This is a genomic window from Staphylococcus sp. M0911 (assembly GCF_003491325.1).
Taxonomy (GTDB): domain Bacteria; phylum Bacillota; class Bacilli; order Staphylococcales; family Staphylococcaceae; genus Staphylococcus; species Staphylococcus warneri_A.
Genome location: NZ_CP022881.1, coordinates 2,193,857 through 2,214,144 on the forward strand (window position 1 = coordinate 2,193,857; position 20,288 = coordinate 2,214,144).

19 protein-coding genes and 1 other annotated feature are annotated in these 20,288 nt (G+C 34.6%); all 19 genes read right to left on the reverse strand.

The annotated features are described in order from the left end of the window. Positions 1-12 precede the first annotated feature (12 nt). The 19 genes from ssp1_RS10685 to ssp1_RS10780 all read right to left on the reverse strand — a co-directional run bounded on the left by ssp1_RS10685 (position 13) and on the right by ssp1_RS10780 (position 20,280). The gene (locus ssp1_RS10685) at positions 13-273 is read right to left on the reverse strand and encodes a ribosomal L7Ae/L30e/S12e/Gadd45 family protein (protein WP_002451221.1); all 261 of its coding nucleotides are present in this window, start codon (positions 271-273) and stop codon (positions 13-15) included. 148 nt (positions 274-421) lie between these two features. Then, on the reverse strand, positions 422-4,018 hold the full coding sequence (gene rpoC, locus ssp1_RS10690; protein ID WP_161767509.1) for a DNA-directed RNA polymerase subunit beta': 3,597 nt from the start codon (positions 4,016-4,018) through the stop codon (positions 422-424). A gap of 162 nt (positions 4,019-4,180) precedes the next feature. After that, complete coding sequence (rpoB, locus tag ssp1_RS10695; RefSeq protein ID WP_118828221.1) at positions 4,181-7,732, reverse strand: DNA-directed RNA polymerase subunit beta; 3,552 nt, start codon at positions 7,730-7,732, stop codon at positions 4,181-4,183. A 217-nt stretch (positions 7,733-7,949) separates the two neighbouring features. Then, entirely contained in the window at positions 7,950-8,558 is a 609-nt protein-coding gene (locus ssp1_RS10700; protein WP_002451218.1) for a class I SAM-dependent methyltransferase, read from the reverse strand. Between the two features lie 158 nt (positions 8,559-8,716). After that, positions 8,717-9,085, reverse strand: coding sequence for a 50S ribosomal protein L7/L12 (gene rplL, locus ssp1_RS10705; protein WP_002451217.1), 369 nt, complete (start codon positions 9,083-9,085; stop codon positions 8,717-8,719). 39 nt (positions 9,086-9,124) lie between these two features. Then, a complete protein-coding gene (rplJ, locus tag ssp1_RS10710) occupies positions 9,125-9,625 on the reverse strand; it encodes a 50S ribosomal protein L10 (RefSeq protein WP_002451216.1) in 501 nt (166 codons plus the stop codon). Positions 9,626-9,664: 39 nt separating this feature from the next. After that, positions 9,665-9,810: a sequence feature (ribosomal protein L10 leader region), on the reverse strand. A gap of 351 nt (positions 9,811-10,161) precedes the next feature. Then, positions 10,162-10,857 (reverse strand): 50S ribosomal protein L1, encoded by a 696-nt coding sequence (gene rplA, locus ssp1_RS10720; RefSeq protein WP_002451215.1) that lies wholly within the window; start codon positions 10,855-10,857, stop codon positions 10,162-10,164. A 216-nt stretch (positions 10,858-11,073) separates the two neighbouring features. Continuing rightward, the gene (rplK, locus tag ssp1_RS10725) at positions 11,074-11,496 is read right to left on the reverse strand and encodes a 50S ribosomal protein L11 (RefSeq protein WP_002451214.1); all 423 of its coding nucleotides are present in this window, start codon (positions 11,494-11,496) and stop codon (positions 11,074-11,076) included. A 180-nt stretch (positions 11,497-11,676) separates the two neighbouring features. Next, entirely contained in the window at positions 11,677-12,225 is a 549-nt protein-coding gene (nusG, locus tag ssp1_RS10730) for a transcription termination/antitermination protein NusG (protein WP_002451213.1), read from the reverse strand. Positions 12,226-12,235: 10 nt separating this feature from the next. Further along, positions 12,236-12,418, reverse strand: coding sequence for a preprotein translocase subunit SecE (gene secE, locus ssp1_RS10735; RefSeq protein WP_002451212.1), 183 nt, complete (start codon positions 12,416-12,418; stop codon positions 12,236-12,238). Positions 12,419-12,469: 51 nt separating this feature from the next. After that, positions 12,470-12,613: a 50S ribosomal protein L33 gene (gene rpmG / locus ssp1_RS10740; protein WP_002451211.1), complete on the reverse strand. Its 144-nt coding sequence runs from the start codon at positions 12,611-12,613 to the stop codon at positions 12,470-12,472. A 124-nt stretch (positions 12,614-12,737) separates the two neighbouring features. After that, on the reverse strand, positions 12,738-13,322 hold the full coding sequence (locus ssp1_RS10745) for a sigma-70 family RNA polymerase sigma factor (protein WP_075777924.1): 585 nt from the start codon (positions 13,320-13,322) through the stop codon (positions 12,738-12,740). Between the two features lie 70 nt (positions 13,323-13,392). Then, entirely contained in the window at positions 13,393-13,920 is a 528-nt protein-coding gene (locus ssp1_RS10750) for an NYN domain-containing protein (RefSeq protein ID WP_002465578.1), read from the reverse strand. Continuing rightward, complete coding sequence (gene rlmB / locus ssp1_RS10755) at positions 13,920-14,666, reverse strand: 23S rRNA (guanosine(2251)-2'-O)-methyltransferase RlmB (protein ID WP_049423914.1); 747 nt, start codon at positions 14,664-14,666, stop codon at positions 13,920-13,922. The genes ssp1_RS10750 and rlmB overlap by 1 nt, the downstream gene beginning before the upstream one ends. Before the next feature lie 4 nt (positions 14,667-14,670). Then, on the reverse strand, positions 14,671-15,060 hold the full coding sequence (locus tag ssp1_RS10760) for a Mini-ribonuclease 3 (protein ID WP_037552091.1): 390 nt from the start codon (positions 15,058-15,060) through the stop codon (positions 14,671-14,673). 1 nt (position 15,061) lies between these two features. Continuing rightward, complete coding sequence (gene cysS / locus ssp1_RS10765; protein ID WP_075777926.1) at positions 15,062-16,462, reverse strand: cysteine--tRNA ligase; 1,401 nt, start codon at positions 16,460-16,462, stop codon at positions 15,062-15,064. Next, entirely contained in the window at positions 16,446-17,075 is a 630-nt protein-coding gene (cysE, locus tag ssp1_RS10770) for a serine O-acetyltransferase (protein ID WP_171970107.1), read from the reverse strand. The genes cysS and cysE overlap by 17 nt, the downstream gene beginning before the upstream one ends. A 391-nt stretch (positions 17,076-17,466) precedes the next feature. Beyond that, entirely contained in the window at positions 17,467-18,921 is a 1,455-nt protein-coding gene (gene gltX, locus ssp1_RS10775) for a glutamate--tRNA ligase (RefSeq protein ID WP_002451203.1), read from the reverse strand. Between the two features lie 285 nt (positions 18,922-19,206). Then, positions 19,207-20,280 (reverse strand): PIN/TRAM domain-containing protein, encoded by a 1,074-nt coding sequence (locus ssp1_RS10780; protein WP_118828222.1) that lies wholly within the window; start codon positions 20,278-20,280, stop codon positions 19,207-19,209. Positions 20,281-20,288 lie beyond the last annotated feature (8 nt).

Consider the following 20,288-nt stretch of genomic DNA (forward strand, 5'->3'; position numbering starts at 1 on the left):
AGCAGACACTTACTAATTCTCATTCAATATAGCAACGATTGTTGCATTTACATTGATACCTACATATTCTCCTAATTCTTTCTTAGATGAGAAAAGTGTATATGGTATATTTTTTTGATTGATTTGGCTTAACACGCGAGTCATTAGATGAACTTCTACGTCTCGAGCAATAATCAATGATGTAACTTGATCTTTATTCAACGCTTTGAGCGTTTCCTTCAGACCAACTACATATTGTTGTTTGTTAAAGCGTGCAACTTTTTCATTAGACATGTTCAATATCCTCCAAAGTTCTGCTTGCATCAACCTATAATATATTAACATTGTTACAGTACAATAGTCAATAATTATTCGTGTTTTTATGAAATAAATAAGAATCAAGAGGCTAGAATTAAGTCTAACCTCTTGATCATTATATCAATTATTCAGTAACTTCTACTTCTTCTTCAGAACTAGCAACTGGCGCTACATTTTTATCGTATTGAACGTCACTATAACGTCTCATACCTGTACCAGCTGGAATAAGTTTACCAATAATAACATTTTCTTTAAGACCAAGTAAGTCATCGCGTTTACCTTTAATTGCTGCATCAGTAAGAACACGAGTTGTTTCTTGGAATGAAGCTGCAGATAAGAAGCTTTCTGTTTCAAGAGAAGCTTTTGTAATACCAAGCAATACTGGTTTAGCAGTTGCAGGGCGTTTACGTTCTTTAAATGCATCTCTGTTAGCATCAGTAAAGTTGTGAATATCAACTAATGAACCAGGTAATAACTTAGTATCTCCTGCTTCGATGATACGTACTTTACGTAACATTTGTCTAACCATAACCTCAACGTGTTTATCATCAATTTCAACACCTTGCATACGGTAAACTTTTTGTACTTCTTTTAATAAGTAGCTTTCTGTAGCATTTAAACCAGCAACGGATAAGTAGTTTTTCGGCTCGATTGAACCTTCTGTTAATACTTCACCACGTTCAACTGATTGTCCTACTTCAACTTTAAGTCTAGAAGTACCTGAAGCTAGATAAGATCTAGTTTCATTTTCGCCTTTAACAACAATTTCTTGTTGACGGTCTTTCGCTAATTTAATATCTTCTACTACACCTTCGATTTCAGTGATTACCGCTTGACCTTTAGGGTTACGGGCTTCAAAGATCTCTTGGATACGTGGAAGACCTTGAGTGATATCGCTTCCGGCTACCCCACCTGTATGGAAGGTACGCATTGTAAGCTGTGTACCTGGTTCACCGATTGATTGGGCAGCGATTGTACCAACTGCTTCACCAACTTCAACTTTTTCACCTGTTGCAAGGTTTTTACCATAACATTTTTCACATACACCATGACGTGTATTACAAGTGAATGCTGAACGGATATACATTTGTTCGATACCAGCATCAGTAATTTTCTTAGCGATTTCCGCAGTGATTAATTCGTCTGGACGAATAATAACTTCATCTGTCTCAGGATGACGAATTGTTTCTTTTGAATAACGTCCTTCAATACGTTCAATGAATGGTTCAATCATTTCTGTACCTTCTTTGATGTCAGAAACAAGTAAGCCACGGTCAGTACCACAATCTTCTTCACGCACAATAACATCTTGCGCAACGTCAACAAGACGACGAGTAAGGTAACCTGAGTCAGCTGTTTTAAGTGCTGTATCGGCAAGACCTTTACGCGCACCGTGAGTAGAGATGAAGTACTCTAATACTGTTAAACCTTCACGGAATGATGAAGTGATTGGTAATTCAATGATTTTTCCTGATGGAGCAGCCATTAATCCACGCATACCAGCTAACTGAGTAAAGTTAGATGCGTTACCACGGGCACCAGAGTCACTCATCATGAAGATTGGGTTTGTTTTTTCAAGTGATTGCATTAATTCACCTTGAATTTGATCTTTAGCATCTGTCCAAATTTCAACGACAGCGTTGTATCTTTCTTCTTCAGTGATTAAACCACGATTGAATTGTTTAGTCACGCGTTCAACTAATTTTTCATGTTCATCTAGAATATCTTTTTTATCTGGTAATACCACGATATCAGATACACCAACAGTTATACCTGCTTTAGATGAGAATTTGAATCCTAAGTCTTTCATACGGTCAAGCATCATAGATGTATCAGTAATACTGAATCTATTAAATACTTCAGCAATGATATTACCTAAGAATTTTTTATTGAATGGTTCAATTAATTCTTTAGTTTCAAAGAATTCTTTTAATCCGCCTTCACCTAATTCTGTTGGGTCAACAAAGTATTTATCTGGTGTTGTACCCTCTAGGTTAGTTTGAGTTGGCTCATTAATATAAGCAAATGAATCAGGAATGATTTCATTAAAGATAATCTTACCTACTGAAGTAGCTAAGATTTTCTTATTTTGTTCCTCAGTGAATGTTGGATTATTGAATGAACTTGCATGAACACCAATTCTAGTGTGTAAGTGAACATATCCATTTGCATAAGCTTTTAATACTTCGTTTGTATCATTATAGATAGTACCAGTATTAACTGCGTCTGTACGTTCAAGTGTTAAGTAGTAGTTACCTAATACCATATCCTGAGATGGTGTAACTACTGGTTTACCATCTTTAGGGTTTAAGATATTTTGAGCAGCTAACATTAACATACGTGCTTCGGCTTGAGCTTCTTTAGATAATGGAACGTGAACCGCCATTTGGTCACCATCAAAGTCAGCATTATATGCTGTAGTAACAAGTGGATGTAAACGGATGGCACGACCTTCTACTAAAGTTGGTTCAAATGCTTGGATACCTAGTCTATGAAGCGTAGGCGCACGGTTAAGTAGTACTGGGTGTTCTACGATAACTTCTTCTAAAACATCCCACACTTCGTCATCCATACGTTCAATTTTACTTTTAGCATTTTTGATATTTGTTGCAATTTCACGTTGAACTAATTCTTTCATAACGAAAGGTTTAAATAGTTCAAGTGCCATTTCTTTCGGTAATCCACATTGGTACATTTTCAGACTTGGTCCTACTGCGATAACGGAACGACCTGAATAGTCAACACGTTTACCAAGTAAGTTTTGACGGAAACGACCTTGTTTACCTTTTAACATATGTGACAATGATTTTAATGGACGGTTACCTGGTCCAGTTACAGGACGGCCACGACGACCATTATCGATTAAAGCATCAACAGCTTCTTGTAACATACGTTTTTCGTTTTGAACAATGATTCCAGGTGCACCAAGATCTAATAAACGTTTCAAACGGTTATTACGGTTAATAACACGTCTATATAAATCGTTTAAGTCACTTGTAGCAAAACGTCCACCGTCTAATTGAACCATTGGACGGATTTCAGGTGGAATGATAGGAAGTACATCTAAAATCATCCATGCTGGATCATTACCAGAGTTACGGAATGATTCAACAACTTCTAAACGTTTAATAGCACGAGTAAGTCTTTGTCCTGTTGCAGATTCTAATTCATCGCGTAAGATTTTTAGTTCTTCATCTAAGTCAATTTCAGATAATAAGTCTCTGATACCTTCAGCACCCATTTTAGCTACAAATTGACCTGGATATTTATCATAATAATCTCTGAATTCTGCTTCTGATAATAAAGTTTTCTTTTCTAAACCTGTTGGACCTGGATCAACAACAACATAAGAAGCAAAGTAAATAACTTCTTCCAATGCTCTTGGAGACATATCTAATAAAAGTCCCATACGGCTTGGAATACCTTTGAAATACCAAATGTGTGATACTGGTGCTGCTAATTCGATGTGTCCCATTCTTTCACGACGTACTTTAGACTTCGTTACTTCAACACCACATCTATCACAAACCATGCCTTTATAGCGTACACGTTTGTATTTACCGCAACTACATTCCCAGTCTTTAGTTGGTCCAAATATTCTTTCACAGAAAAGACCATCTTTTTCAGGTTTTAACGTACGATAGTTAATTGTTTCAGGCTTCTTAACTTCACCATAAGACCATGAACGAATCTTTTCAGGTGAAGCTAATCCTATTTTCATATAATGGAAATTATTTACATCAATCAAGGAGCCTACCTCCTTCAATTTAGATTAGCTGTGCTATTTGATTGATTTACATTTATAGTATATAGAATTTGAGAAAGGTATGAGCGACATTTAAAATCGCTCTACCTCTATCATTCTAATTATCTTAAGTGCATATTAATCAGTAGTTTCTTTTTGTGATTCTGGCGCATCTTTTTGTTGTAAATCTACTTTGCGTTCTGTTACATCTTCATCTTCAATGTCTGCCATTTCGATTTCGTTATCTTGCTCATCCATCACTTTAACGTCTAATCCTAAACTTTGTAATTCTTTCATCAATACTCGGAATGATTCAGGAACACTTGGTCTAGAGATATTTTCGCCTTTAACAATAGATTCGTATGTTTTAACACGACCTACTGTATCATCTGATTTATAAGTCAAGATTTCTTGTAATGTGTATGCAGCACCATATGCTTCAAGTGCCCATACCTCCATCTCACCGAAACGTTGACCACCAAATTGTGCTTTACCACCTAGTGGTTGTTGCGTTACTAATGAGTATGGACCAGTTGAACGCGCATGTAATTTATCGTCAACCATGTGTGCAAGTTTAAGCATGTACATAACACCAACTGAAATACGGTTGTCGAATGGTTCACCAGTACGACCATCGTATAATACAGTTTTACCGTCACGTGCCATACCAGCTTCTTCGATAGTTGACCATACGTCATCATCATTAGCACCATCGAATACTGGAGATGCAACATGGATACCTAAGTTTTTAGCAGCCATACCTAAATGTAATTCAAGAACTTGTCCGATGTTCATACGTGATGGTACACCTAGTGGGTTTAACATGATGTCAATTGGACGTCCATCTGGTAAATATGGCATATCTTCTTCTGGAACGATTTTTGAGATGACACCTTTGTTACCATGACGACCACACATTTTATCTCCGACATGAATTTTACGTTTTTGAACGATATAAACACGTACTAATTGGTTAACACCTGGTGATAATGTGTCGTCTCCTTCTTCACGATTGAAGACTTTAACATCTAGAACAATACCGCCAGCACCATGTGGTACGCGTAATGATGTATCACGTACTTCACGTGCTTTTTCACCAAAGATGGCATGTAATAATCTTTCTTCGGCTGTAAGCTCTGTAACACCTTTAGGCGTTACTTTACCTACTAAGATGTCTCCATCTTTAACTTCAGCACCGACATACACAATACCACGTTCGTCTAGGTTTTTAAGTGCACTTTCGGAAACGTTAGGAATGTCACGAGTGATTTCTTCAGGTCCTAGTTTAGTATCACGTGCTTCTGATTCATATTCTTCAATATGGATAGAAGTGTATACGTCATCTTTAACTAGACGTTCACTCATGATTACAGCATCCTCGTAGTTATAACCATCCCATGTCATGAATCCTACAACTACGTTACGACCTAATGCCATTTCACCTAATTCCATTGAAGGACCGTCGGCTAAAATTTCGTTGTATTCAACAATGTCACCTGTAGCAACAATTGGGCGTTGGTTGTAACAAGTACCTGAGTTTGAACGTTTGAATTTCGCTAATGGATAGCGATCTAATTCACCTTCATACTCTTGACCATCTTGTTCTACTAAACGACGTACTAAGATTTCATTAGATTCAACATGCTCTACACGACCTCTGTGGTTAGCTGTAATAGCTGCACCTGAGTCACGCGCAGCAACATGCTCCATACCTGTACCAACGAATGGCGCTTCAGGGTTCATCAATGGTACTGCTTGACGTTGCATGTTCGCACCCATCAATGCACGGTTAGAGTCATCGTTTTCTAAGAATGGAATACAAGCTGTAGCGGCTGAAACAACCTGCTTAGGTGAAACGTCCATGTAATCCATTTTTTCTTTAGCCATCACTGTGTTATTACCACGGAAACGACAAACTACTTCATCGTCTAAGAAACGTCCGTTTTCATCTAAACGTGAGTTCGCTTGGGCAACAACATAACTATCTTCTTCGTCAGCAGTTAAATAATCGATTTGGTCTGTTATCGCATTAGTGTCTAAATCCACTTTACGGTATGGTGTTTCAATGAAACCAAATTCGTTTACACGTGCATAACTAGACAATGAGTTGATTAATCCAATGTTTGGACCCTCTGGTGTTTCAATCGGACACATACGACCATAGTGTGAATAGTGTACGTCACGCACTTCCATTTGAGCACGTTCACGTGTTAAACCACCAGGTCCTAAAGCAGATAGACGACGTTTATGTGTCAACTCTGCTAATGGGTTAGCTTGGTCCATGAATTGTGATAATTGAGAACTACCAAAGAATTCTTTAATTGATGCAATAACGGGACGGATATTGATTAATTGTTGTGGCGTGATTGAGTCAGTGTCTTGAATAGACATTCTTTCACGTACCACACGTTCCATTCTTGATAAACCAATACGGAATTGGTTTTGTAATAGTTCGCCTACTGAACGTAAACGACGATTACCTAAATGATCAATATCGTCTGTATAACCAATACCACTTAATAAGTTAAAGAAATAACTCATTGAAGCAATAATATCAGCTGGTGTAATACATTTAACTTCAGAATCTGGTAAAGCATTACCAATTACTGTAGTTGTACGACCTTCATCATCATTTGGAACATATACTTTAATTGACTGAATTTCAACTGGTTCATCAATAACTGTTCCTTCTAACTCGAACACTTCACTATTAGCATTTGCTTCTAATACATCCATGATTTCGTCTAACTTACGACGATCAAGGACTGTACCTTCTTCAACAACTATTTCACCTGTTTCACTATTAACAATTGGTTCTGCTAATTTTTGATTGAATAAACGGTGTTTTAAGTGAAGTTTTTTATTTGCTTTATAACGACCAACGCTTGCTAAGTCATAACGTTTTGGATCGAAGAAACGTGAATATAATAAACTTTTAGCATTTTCAACTGTTGGTGGTTCGCCAGGGCGTAAACGCTCATAAATTTCTAATAATGCTTGTTCAGTATTTTCAGTACCATCTTTTTCAAGTGTATTGCGTAGGTATTCACTGTCGCCAAGTAAATCAACGATTTCTTGGTCACTAGAGAAACCTAATGCTCTTAATAATACAGTTAATGGTAATTTACGAGTTCTATCAATACGTACATAAACTACATCTTTAGCATCAGTTTCATATTCTAACCATGCACCACGGTTAGGAATAATAGTTGCATCGTAGTTCTCACGTCCGTTTTTATCAATTTTTTCATTGAAATATACGGATGGTGAACGTACTAATTGTGATACGATAACACGTTCTGCACCATTAATAACAAAGGTACCTGTATCAGTCATTAATGGGAAATCACCCATAAATACTTCTTGCTCTTTCACTTCGCCAGTTTCTTTAATAATAAGACGTACTTTTACACGAAGAGGTGCAGCATAAGTAGCGTCACGGTTTTTTGATTCTTCTAAGTCGTATTTTGGTTCACCTAATCTATAATCTACAAATTCTAAAGATAGGTTTCCTGTGAAATCTTCAATCGGAGAAATGTCTCTAAACATTTCTAATAAACCTTCTTTAAGGAACCAATCGTAAGATTTTGTTTGAATTTCTATTAAGTTCGGTAATTCTAATACTTCTGAAATTCTCGCGTAGTTTCTACGTTTACGACGTCTTCCATATTGGACAACTTGACCTGCCAAACAGATTCACCCCTCAAAAATTGTGTGGGTTGCTTTTACTAATAAAACAAAGAGTATCACAAGATTTAAAGACAAAAAGAAAACGGCAACACTTCAGATGACACCATTTTCTATTCTATATTTATCTTGATTTACTTATTTGTTTTTGCGTAAAAGTACACACTTATTGAACATAAATTTTTACATTTTATAACTATATCAGAATAATACTTTTAAATCAAGCTTTTACGCTTTTCAATATATAGTATCCTTTACTTTTATTCACAACTTCCACATTGTTAAATAATTCATCCATTTTCTTTTTAGCCGAAGGCATACCTTGCTTTTTTTGAATAACAACATATAATTCGCCATTGCTTTTCAGTTTTTGATACGCTTCTTCAAAAATACGATGAACGACAGCTTTACCCGCTCTGATTGGCGGATTTGTTAATACAAAATCAAATTGGTTATCATCAACCTGAGTCATACCATCACTTTCAAAAATATCCGCATTTTCAATATGATTTTTCTTTTTATTCTTTTTAGCTAATTCTAATGCTCTACGATTGACGTCTAACATTGTAATCTGGTGGTGCGGTGATACTTTGGCGATCATCAACCCAATCGGCCCATATCCACAACCTACATCTGCAATCGTTTTACTTGGTCCAGGAGGATTTGCCTTCAAGAATGATTGGATTAGTAAATCTGATCCAAAATCTACTTTATCTCTAGAAAATACACCATTATCTGTTATTAAATTAATAGAATGTTGATAACATTCATAAGTAATATGCTTTTCATCACTTTTTACATCCGGATTTTCGTCGTAGTAATGACTCATGTCTTCACCTCTATTAGTCTTTTGCATTCCTATCATTATAAATTTAGCTATAAATGAATTAAAAACCCCGTTATCGCGATAACGGGGTTTTTAACTTCTCAAAGAATGTGGCTACGATTCAAAATCGATAACCATATTATTTAGTTAGGAAACTAGAACTATTTTAATTCTACAGTAGCTCCAACTTCTTCTAATTGTTCTTTAAGTTTTTCAGCGTCTTCTTTAGGCATAGCTTCTTTGATTACTTTAGGAGCTCCGTCTACTAATTCTTTAGCATCTTTTAATCCTAAGCCAGTTGCTTCTTTAACAGCTTTAACAACTTTGATTTTTGAAGATCCAGCTGAAGTTAATTCAACATCAAATTCAGTTTTTTCAGCTGCTGCTTCTCCGCCGCCAGCTGCACCTGCTGCTGCTACTGGAGCTGCTGCAGTTACACCAAATTCTTCTTCAATTGCTTTTACTAAATCGTTTAATTCTAAAACTGACATTTCTTTAATTGCTTCAATGATTTGTTCTTGATTAGCCATTTTATAATTCCTCCGTTATTTTTAATTTTTTATGCGCAATTATTCAGCGCTTTCTTCTTTTTGTTCTCCAACAGCTTTAACCGCATAAGCGAAGTTGCGTACTGGAGCTTGTAATACAGATAAAAGCATAGATACAAGACCGTCGTGTGAAGGTAATGAACCAACAGTTTTAACTTCTTCTGCTGAAATAACATTTCCTTCCATAACGCCTGATTTAACTTCTAAAGCTTCATGTTCTTTAGCAAATCCTGCAATAACTTTTGCTGGAGCTACAACATCTTCAGTTGAAGTTGCAATAGCAGTTGGACCTGTTAAGAATTCATCTAAGCCTTCGATTCCAGCTTTTTCAGCTGCGCGACGTACCATTGTGTTTTTGTATACTTTATACTCAACACCAGCTTCACGTAATTGTTTACGTAATTCAGTAACTTCAGCTACTGTTAATCCACGGTAGTCAACGATCACTGTTGAAACTGAGTTTTTAAGTTGATCAGCAATAGTATCAACTAATTGTTTTTTAGCTTCAATGATAGCAGACATTCAGACACCTCCATTTAGTATTTTTCGGTGCTTTTTTTAAGATTAATAAAAAAAGCACTTTCTACCCACGGCAAAAAGTGCTTGAAAGTTTAATAGTCACGTTCAAGTCAATTTTAGCCTCGGCAGGATCGGTTTTTAAGTTATCAAATAACTCCTACTGTCTTAGGTAAAATAATCACAATAATTAATATAACCGTTTAATTGTAATATGTCAATATATTTTTAGAAACTCTTTGCATTTTAATGCTTAGAGTTTCTTATGCATGAGCTTTGCTCAGGCGTTCCTATTCCTATGCATTTTATTGCTTAAAGTTTCTCTGAGTAATTCTGATATTTTTGATCCCTTAGTATAGTCAGGCCAAAATGGTCAGGATCCAATTATATTTTGAAATCGAATAACTCAGATGCTGACTACATATTGTTTACTTAAATACAATTAAAATACAACGCTTATAAAAATCGTCAATTTTCTCTTTCAAAAATCAAGCCTAGAACATTCATTGTCCTAGGCTTGATGTAATTTAAATATATTTAAATTATAGTTTGAATGAAGCAGTATCAACTTTAACTCCAGGACCCATTGTTGTTGTAACAGCAACAGATTTGAAGTAAGTACCTTTAGATGAAGATGGTTTAGCTTTTGCTAATACATCTTGTAAGGCTTTGAAGTTTTCAACTAATTTTTCATCGCTAAATGAAACTTTACCGATAGAAGCATGTACGATACCAGCTTTTTCAGCACGGTATTCAACTTTACCAGCTTTGATTTCTTCAACAGCTTTTTTAACATCCATAGTTACAGTACCAGTTTTAGGGTTTGGCATTAAACCTTTAGGTCCTAATACACGACCAAGTTTACCAACTTCGCCCATCATGTCTGGAGTAGCAACTACTACGTCAAAGTCGAACCAACCTTGTTGGATTTTTTGTACGTAATCAGATTCACCTACGTAATCTGCGCCTGCTTCTTCAGCTTCAGTGATTTTGTCACCTTTTGCGAATACTAATACACGTTGTGATTTACCAGTTCCGTTTGGTAGTACAACTGCACCACGGATTTGTTGGTCATTTTTACGTGTATCAATTCCTAAACGGAATGCAACTTCAACCGATGCGTCAAAGTTAGCAATGCTTGTTTCTTTAGCTAATTTGATTGCTTCTTCAACACTATAGTATTGAGTACGGTCAACTTTATTAGCTGCTTCTTGATACTTTTTACCTTTTTTAGCCATTTATTGTTCCTCCTTTAGTGGTTTTAGCGGAATTTCCTCCCACATTTACTTGTGTTAGCCACAAGTTAAGAGCAGATAACAGATAGTGTCTTAATCAAATTAGCCACAGAGACCAAAGTGTAATAAGATGTCATAGACAATATGGATTGTTTACCTATTCTGTTACCTGCTTTTATCGTCTAAATCAGTTCATTTCAAATTAAATTTGATTGCTTATTATTCTACAGTGATTCCCATACTACGAGCAGTACCTTCGATAATACGCATAGCTGCTTCTTCGTCAGCAGCATTTAAGTCTTGCATTTTGCTATTAGCAATTTCACGTACTTGATCTTTAGTTACTGAAGCAACTTTGTTTTTGTTAGGTTCGCCTGAACCTTTTTCAACGCCAGCTGCTTTTTTAAGTAGTACTGGAGCCGGTGGAGTTTTTGTAATGAATGTAAATGAACGGTCTTCATATACACTAATTTCTACCGGAATGATTAAACCTGCTTGTTCTTGAGTACGTGCATTGAACTCTTTACAGAATCCCATAATATTCACACCTGCTTGACCTAATGCTGGACCAACTGGTGGTGCTGGGTTTGCTTTACCTGCAGGAATTTGTAATTTAACTACTTTTTCTACTTTTTTAGCCACGATGTGCACCTCCTTGATATCGTGATGTGGTCACAGGGCTCAGTTTTGCCCTCCCACTCTTAACATTTCGTGACGAAATGAACGCTCTAAAAGCGCGACCACATTATTTTAACACTTTTTTATTTCAAAAAGCAATAGTAAAATTTCAACTTTTACATTTAAAAACGTTAAAGCATCTCACTATAATTTTTCGATTTGATCAAATTCTACTTCTACTGGTGTTTCACGTCCAAACATGTCAACTAAAACAGTTAATTTGAATTTTTCAGCTTCAATCTCTTGAACTTCTCCAACTTGGTTTGCGAATGGTCCAGATTTAATGCGTACTTGTTCTCCAACATCTAACTCTACATCGATTGTTTTTTCTTTTAATCCCATTTGTTTAAGAATAAAGCGAACTTCTTCTGGTAGTAATGGGTTAGGTTTTGAACCAGCTCCAGCTGAACCGACAAATCCAGTCACACCTGGTGTATTTCTTACTACGTACCATGACTCATCTGTCATTACAAGTTCAACTAGCACATAACCAGGGAATGTTTTCTTCACAAGTTTTTTTGCTTTACCATCTTTAACTTGTGTTTCTTCTTCTTCAGGTATGACAACTCTAAAGATTTGTTCTGTCATATTCATTGATTCTACTCTTTTTTCAAGATTCTTTTTAACTTTATTTTCATATCCTGAGTATGTATGCACTGCATACCAACGCTTTGCGCCTACTTCTTCAGACATGTCGCCACTCCTAACCTATTAATAAATTTTTCAATGCTGTAATTCCTAAATCTAAGGCATAGAAAAAGACTAAGAAGAATATTACTGTTGATACTACTATAACAGTATATTTAAACAATTCTTCTTTAGTTGGCCAACTTGTCTTTTCCATTTCTGATTTTACACCTTGAAAAAAGCTTTCTTTTTTAGCCACTAATAAAACCTCCAAATCTTTAACAATAGCCATTAAATATTTGATTATTGTTTATTTTGATTCTTTATGTACTGTATGAGCATTGCATCTTGAACAGTATTTCTTAAGGGTCAATCGTTCTGCTGAACCTTCTTTTTTGGGTACATGATAATTTCTATTGCCACACTCTTCACAATTCAAGGGTACTTTTTTCACTTTCATTCACCTTTACTCATTAATATACCAGTCTACTATACATAAATCTAAATACGAATGTCAAACTGATATATGACTATCACAGTAAGTATTAGTGGGAACAGACTGTCGTCACACTACACTATTATTTTAATCTATATTCTAAATGATGTCTTATTTTCATTTTACAACGTTGTATCGCATTGTAAACTACTTTGTCTTTTATATTTAGTAAACGTGCAATTTCTTTTGGTTTATAACCTTTACTATATAACTCAAATACTTCTCGTTCTTGTTTAGTTAATTTCTCACACGCATCATTTAATAGTTTGATTGCTTCACATGTTAAGATTTCTTTTTCAACTCGATCATGGTCAAGCAAATTCGTTTGATATTCAACCACAGCATCATTCACTACATTCGTAAACCGCTTTTGTTGAGTATAATACCGTCGATAGTAATCACATTTCACTGATTTGATGAGGCGCGATATATATTTTATAAACGAATCATCATATTGAAACTGTTGGCGTTTAAGTGCTAGATATAGTTTGATGAGTACTTCTTGATAGAGGTCGTCTTTTTCAAAATCATTTTGAGAAATGTAATTAATTCTACCCACAATAAAAGAATTGAATTGTTGAAGGATAGCTTTTAATTCTAAATCTATTTTTTGTGACTTTGATAATAATACTGATTGCTGTTTTATGTTGTTATTCTTTTGTGTCATACCATAGTTGCCTTTCAAAATTTTAAGGCTATTTTATATGAAACACTTTCTAAATAACAATGATGCAAAATCAGTCTTTTTTGTGGTTTCCTCTTCGTATTTTTTCAAATTCTGCAAGTATGTCTTCTGATAGCGGAATTCGAGTTCTTGGCTTTGTTTCTGTAATATCTTCGAGGGATTTACTCACCGTTATTTGATTTTCTCTCAAATCTCTCCACATTTCTCTTGAAGATACGCGATAAGCGCCTGAACCAAAAATAGCATGTTGTTCGCTCATATCACTCGTCACAACTGTAATATGCGTTGTATGTTTATCGTATAATTCATACACATATCGTTCAATAAAACTATCTGCCGTTTCCTTTTCTTTAGTAAATACTGTTTTCACGCCATGGTACATATATTCTCTTTCTATGCCGGATTGTTCGTAAGCATCAAAGACACAAACAATTTCATCGGCAATAACAGCATTATAGTTTGCAATCGCATCAATGAGTTGTTCTCTCGCCTCTTCTAAGTTTTCCTTGGCAATTTTACTTAACGTTGGTGATTGACCAATCATGTTATACCCATCAATTATTAAATAACGTTCTTTCATTATTTATCTCCGTTCGAGTGTCTTTTACGGAATACCTCATACATCATTAAACTAGCAGCAACAGATGCATTTAAACTATTCACATGACCGACCATAGGAATTTTAATATAAAAATCACATTTATCACTTACTAATCTACTCATACCTTGCCCTTCACTACCAATTACAATTGCTAATGACATATCAGCTTCTAAGTCTCTATAATCTGTTGCGTTATTCGCTTCTGTACCAGCGACCCAAAAACCGTTGCTTTTTAATTCATCAATGGTTTTGGCTAAGTTTGTTACTCTAATCACTGGCACATGTTGAATTGCACCTGTAGATGCTTTAGCAACCGTTTGAGTTAATGAAACAGAACGACGTTTAGGAATAATCACGCCATCCACACCTGATGCGTCAGCCGTTCTTAAGATTGATCCGAGATTATGAGGATCTTCTAATCCATCTAGTATGATAACCGTAGATAAACCATCTTTTTCTTTTTGTTGCTTTAAAAATTGATCAAAATCTGCATATTCATATGGTGCTACTAATGCTGCTACACCCTGATGAGGTGCAGTTGATAAGAAATCTAATTTGGATTTTGGTACTGTTTGTACTATTAGTTTTTGATCTTTTGCATTTTTTAAAATATCGTTAATTTGTTGTTTTTTTATACCGTCTTGAATCAAAATTTTATTTATAGAATGACCTGAAATAATGGCTTCCTTTACTGCATGTCTACCAACAATGACTATATCTTCCACGTACTCACGACCTCTCGTTAACTATTTCTATGATTTTATTTAGTAATGCTTTCAATCGTTCTTCTCTATGTTCTAAATACAAAAAGCCAATTACCGCTTCTAATGCAGAACTTTTACGATACGTTTGAACGTCTGTATTTTTAGCTTTAGTATAACTTTTGGCATTGCGCCCTCTTTTTAATATATCCATTTCTTCTTCAGTAAACCATGCCTCACCAATAAGTGTTTCAAGTGTCTGTGCTTGGCTTTTCGCTGACACATATAACTTAGACATTTGATGTAATCGATTGGGTTTACTTCGTAATTTGAGTACGATATATTCTCGAACATGTTGATCTAAAACGGCATCTCCCATATAGGCTAATGTTAACGGGTTCAGTAATTTAATATTCATATTATCCACGTTTAAATCTAACACCTTGAGGTGTATCTTCTAAAATAATATTTTGTTCTTTTAAATGATCTCTAATTTCATCAGCACGTGCGAAGTCTTTATTTTTGCGAGCTTCATTTCGCTCTTCTATCAATTTTTCAATTTCTTCGTCCAATAGATCATCTTGTTGGTTTCCTTTTAGCGGAACTCCTAAGACATCACTGAATATTCGATATACTTCTTTAAATTTAGCAATTACGTTTGTAGATGTTACGTTTTCTAAAACATATCGATTCGCTAATTTAGCCAAATCATACCATGCTGTTACTGCATTAGCAGTGTTAAAGTCGTCATCCATTACTGTTTCAAAGTTTTCTAAAATTTGATCAATTTGATTGATATATTCTTCCTGATTATCTATATCTGTCGCGATAGCTTCTCTTTCTTCGATAAGTTGGTAACTATTTCTAATACGTTCAAGCCCACTTTTAGCAGCGCTCACAAGTTCTAAATTATAGTTGATTGGGCTACGATAATGAACACTAATCATAAAGAATCTTAATACATCTGGGTCAATTTCTTTGATAATATCATGTACTAAAATAAAGTTACCTAATGACTTACTCATTTTTTCATTATCAATATTGATAAAGCCATTATGCATCCAATAGTTAGCAAATGGTGCATGGTTATGTGCTTCAGATTGTGCAATTTCATTTTCATGGTGAGGAAATTGTAAATCTGATCCACCTGCATGAATATCAATAGTTGGGCCTAGTTCATGAAATGCCATAACTGAACATTCTATATGCCAACCTGGACGACCTTCTCCAAATGGACTTTCCCAACTAATTTCACCTGGCTTAGCCTTTTTCCATAAAGTGAAATCAAGTGCATCTTCCTTCTGATCGCCAGCTTCAATACGTGCACCTACTTTTAAATCATCAATTGATTGATGACTTAATTTACCATAGTCTTTAAATTGACGAGTTCTGAAATAGACATCGCTATTACTTTCATAGGCATATCCTTCATCCACTAATTTTTTGATGAAATTAATGATCTCATCCATATGATTCATAACTCTTGGATTTGATGTTGCTTTTTTAACATTCAGTGCACCTACGTCCTCATAGAATGCCTTAATATATTTATCTGCAATTTCAGGAACACTTTCATTTAATTCTTTTGAACGTTTGATTAATTTGTCGTCGACATCTGTAAAGTTGGATACATATACCACTTCATAACCTTTATATTCAAAATATCTACGCACAACGTCATAATTTATCGCCGGTCTAGCATTCCCAATATGAATATAGTTATACACGGTTGGACCACAAACATACATTTTAACCTTACCTGGTTCTATTGGTTCAAATGTTTCTTTTTGACGTGTTAACGTATTATATAATGTAATCATCTTGAATCTCTCCGTTTCTTGTTTTTTCAAGTTGTCTTTCTAAGTGTTTAATTTGTTCAAATAATGGATCAGGTAAATTACGATGATCGAATGTTTTACCAATACGTTTACCATCTTGTTTTACAATATGGCCAGGTATACCTACAACTGTAGAATAACTTGGTACTGATTGTAACACTACTGAATTCGCACCTATATTTACGTTAGAACTAATTTGAATATTGCCTAAAACCTTTGACCCAGCTGCGATAAGGACATTATCCCCGATATCTGGATGTCTTTTACCTTTTTCTTTACCAGTCCCACCTAAAGTTACACCTTGATATATCGTTACATTATCCCCAATCGTGCACGTTTCACCAATCACTACGCCCATACCATGGTCGATAAATAAACGTTTACCAATTTTAGCTCCAGGATGAATTTCAATACCTGTAAAAAATCTTGATATTTGTGAAATAGCTCTGGCAGCTACATAACGCTGATTATTATATAATTTATGCGCAATCAAATGACTCCATACCGCATGTAATCCTGCATATGTTGTAACAACTTCAATAGTTGAGCGTGCCGCTGGATCCTGTTCAAACACCATTTTTATATCGTCTCTCATTCTTCTTAACAAAACATTCTCCCCCTTAGCTTTACAACTAATATTAGTTCTTTAATTTGTATATTTGAATAAAATAAAAAATGCACCTCTAACTTTTGGGTTAGAGGCGCATAAGCACGGTTCCACTCTTCGTTCAGTAAATCTTTGTATATACATCAATTCAATGTATTATATCACATAAATTTACTCTCATTTAATCCATATATAATTTAACTATCAAAGGTGCATTCATTAATTTCCATGTTGTGCTCGCAGCCACCGCACACTCTCTGCATCATGTACTATTTAATTACTAATCCTTTGTTTTAATTCACTTATTACATTCAATATTATGTGTTAAATTATAATTTTTCAAGTGTGAATTTCAACTTTTTTGATTTTATCAATATGCTTAGATATATTCTTTCAAACGTGATAATACTTTATCTTTACCAAGCACTTCAATTGTATTTGGTAATTCAGGACCATGCATTTGTCCTGTCACCGCAACTCGAATTGGCATAAACAATTGTTTACCTTTAATGCCAGTTTCTTTTTGTACTTCTTTAATCGTTTTTTTAATTTCCGCTGCTTCGAATGGTTCAAGTGCTTCTAATTTGCCATATAAGTGTGTCATTAGTTCTGGCACTTGTTCGCCATTGATTACTTCTTTTTCTTCTTCTCCAAATTCAGGCATGTCATTGAAGAACATTTCTGAAAGTGGAACGATTTCACCAGCATAACTCATTTCTTTTTGATATAAAGCAACAAGTTTACGTCCCCAATCTAAATCTTCTTCAGAAGGGTTTTCTGGGATTAAGTTAGCTTTAATTAAATGTGGTAGTGCTAATTCAAATACTGTTTCAGTATCTTTTTGTTTCATATATTGGTTATTAACCCATGCTAATTTTTGTTTATCAAAGAATGCAGGTGATTTAGATAATCGTTTTTCGTCAAAAATTTTAATGAATTCTTCTTTAGAATAAATTTCTTCTTCACCTTCAGGTGACCAACCTAATAATGTAATAAAGTTAAATAACGCTTCTGGTAAATAACCTAAATCACGATATTGCTCGATGAATTGTAAAATTTGTCCATCACGTTTACTTAGTTTCTTACGTTCTTCATTAACAATAAGTGACATATGAGCAAATCTAGGTGCTTCCCATCCAAATGCTTCATAAATCATTAATTGTTTAGGCGTATTTGAAACATGGTCATCACCACGTATAACATCACTGATTTCCATGTAATGATCATCAATGGCTACGGCAAAGTTATATGTTGGCACACCATCTTTTTTCACGATAACCCAGTCACCCATATTATTTGAATCAAATGAAATTTCACCTTTAACCATATCATTAAAAGTATATGTTTTATCTTTAGGTACACGGAATCTAATTGATGGTTGACGACCTTCCGCTTCGAATTGTTGACGTTGCTCTTCTGTTAAGTGAGCATGTTGACCACCGTATCTTGGCATTTCTCCACGTGCAATTTGCGCTTCACGTTCTGCTTCCAATTCTTCTTCAGTCATATAACATTTATAAGCTTTATCTTCATCTAATAATTGCTTAATAAGTGGGTTATAGATATCTGCACGTTCAGATTGACGATATGGTCCATAACCTTTATCTTTATCAACTGATTCGTCCCATTCTAATCCTAACCATTTTAAGTTATCGAATTGTGAAGATTCTCCATCCTCTAAATTACGTTTACTATCAGTATCTTCAATACGCACTACAAAATCGCCGCCATAGTGCTTAGCAAATAAATAGTTAAATAAGGCAGTACGTGCATTACCGATATGCAAGTATCCTGTTGGACTTGGTGCGTATCTTACTCTTACGCGTTCACTCATTTTATCCACTCCTGTAGTTTTTAATTATCGATATTTATATATTGTAACAATATTCATTCAACTTTCCTTATTGAATATGTAACGAATGTTTATCTATGATTTAGTTTTTATGATAAATATAATGTCTATCTGTCAAACATGAATCATTGATAATACAAATTGTGTCAGAAACAATTGTAGCACTTCTACGCTACTTTGATAAGTTACTAGCCTTCATTTTTCGTGTATTCATACTACTAGGTTTTCAACTCGTTTCACATGAAACTGATTTTCCATATACAATAATCATTCTTCCGTTATTTCATTTAAGATTTTAGCAAAGACAATACGTCCTGATGATGTTTGTAATAAACTAATAACTTCTAAATCAACATGTTGTCCTATCAATTTCTTAGCATTATCAACAACAACCATAGTACCATCGTCTAAATAACCAACTCCTTGACCTGGCTCTTTCCCCATCTTAGTAAGTAAGATATTTAAATGGTCTCCTTGGTGTACATTGGGTTTAATCGCTTCAGATAAATCATTAACGTTTAACGCACTTATTCCATGTACGTGACAAACTTTATTAAGATTGAAATCTGTTGTAATAATATGTGCGTGATACTGTTTTGCTAATTTAATCAACAAAGTATCTATATCACTATGTGATTTTGTTGGGTGTATTACACGTGTGGGATATTCTAAATCATATATTTGATTCAGTTTATCTAAACCTCTTTGTCCTTTTTCTCGTTTAACACTATCATTAGCATCAGCGATGACTTGTAGTTCATTAATCACACCTTGTGGAATAAGTACCTCTCCGTCCATAAATCCACATTTCATAATATCTATAACTCTCCCGTCAATAATGGCACTTGTGTCGATGATTTTAGGGATTGCTTTAAATGAATGTTGAAACATTGAACGTGAGATGTTTTCTGGCAAAAACATAAGCATTTCGTCTCTCTTTTTTAAGCCAAATTGAAAGCCAAAATAACATAAAATCATTGTAATAATAATTGGAATAAAATGATTTAAAACTGAATTCCCTATTAATTCTAAAATAAATGAAATCATTACAGAGATTAGTAGTCCAATAATTAAGCCAATTGTAGCAAATAATATTTCTACAGCACTACGCTTCATGATTGTATGTTCTAAGTCTTTAAAAGCAAATGTAATTTGTTTGATAAAGAAACCAAAAATAATAAAAAATACAATAATCCCAATGAGTCCGTCAATATAATGATTCGTCAAAATTGGAAATTGGTTAAATCCTAAATCATTCACAACTTCTGGAATAATAATGATTCCTAAAGTCGCACCAATAATCATATAAATAGCTACAACCATTAATCTTAATGGGTTCATTTTTTACC

Bases quoted from the DNA above. Each gene is read 5' to 3' on its own strand.
- ssp1_RS10760 (WP_037552091.1), bottom strand. From the start codon at position 15,060: ATGAATATTAAATTACTGAACCCGTTAACATTAGCCTATATGGGAGAT.
- ssp1_RS10685 (WP_002451221.1), bottom strand. From the start codon at position 273: ATGTCTAATGAAAAAGTTGCACGCTTTAACAAACAACAATATGTAGTT.
- ssp1_RS10745 (WP_075777924.1), bottom strand. From the start codon at position 13,322: ATGACACAAAAGAATAACAACATAAAACAGCAATCAGTATTATTATCA.
- ssp1_RS10780 (WP_118828222.1), bottom strand. From the start codon at position 20,280: ATGAACCCATTAAGATTAATGGTTGTAGCTATTTATATGATTATTGGT.
- gltX (WP_002451203.1), bottom strand. From the start codon at position 18,921: ATGAGTGAACGCGTAAGAGTAAGATACGCACCAAGTCCAACAGGATAC.
- rplA (WP_002451215.1), bottom strand. From the start codon at position 10,857: ATGGCTAAAAAAGGTAAAAAGTATCAAGAAGCAGCTAATAAAGTTGAC.
- rplJ (WP_002451216.1), bottom strand. From the start codon at position 9,625: ATGTCTGCTATCATTGAAGCTAAAAAACAATTAGTTGATACTATTGCT.
- ssp1_RS10750 (WP_002465578.1), bottom strand. From the start codon at position 13,920: ATGAAAGAACGTTATTTAATAATTGATGGGTATAACATGATTGGTCAA.
- cysE (WP_171970107.1), bottom strand. From the start codon at position 17,075: ATGAGAGACGATATAAAAATGGTGTTTGAACAGGATCCAGCGGCACGC.
- ssp1_RS10700 (WP_002451218.1), bottom strand. From the start codon at position 8,558: ATGAGTCATTACTACGACGAAAATCCGGATGTAAAAAGTGATGAAAAG.
- rpoC (WP_161767509.1), bottom strand. From the start codon at position 4,018: ATGAAAATAGGATTAGCTTCACCTGAAAAGATTCGTTCATGGTCTTAT.
- rplL (WP_002451217.1), bottom strand. From the start codon at position 9,085: ATGGCTAATCAAGAACAAATCATTGAAGCAATTAAAGAAATGTCAGTT.
- nusG (WP_002451213.1), bottom strand. From the start codon at position 12,225: ATGTCTGAAGAAGTAGGCGCAAAGCGTTGGTATGCAGTGCATACATAC.
- cysS (WP_075777926.1), bottom strand. From the start codon at position 16,462: ATGATTACATTATATAATACGTTAACACGTCAAAAAGAAACATTTGAA.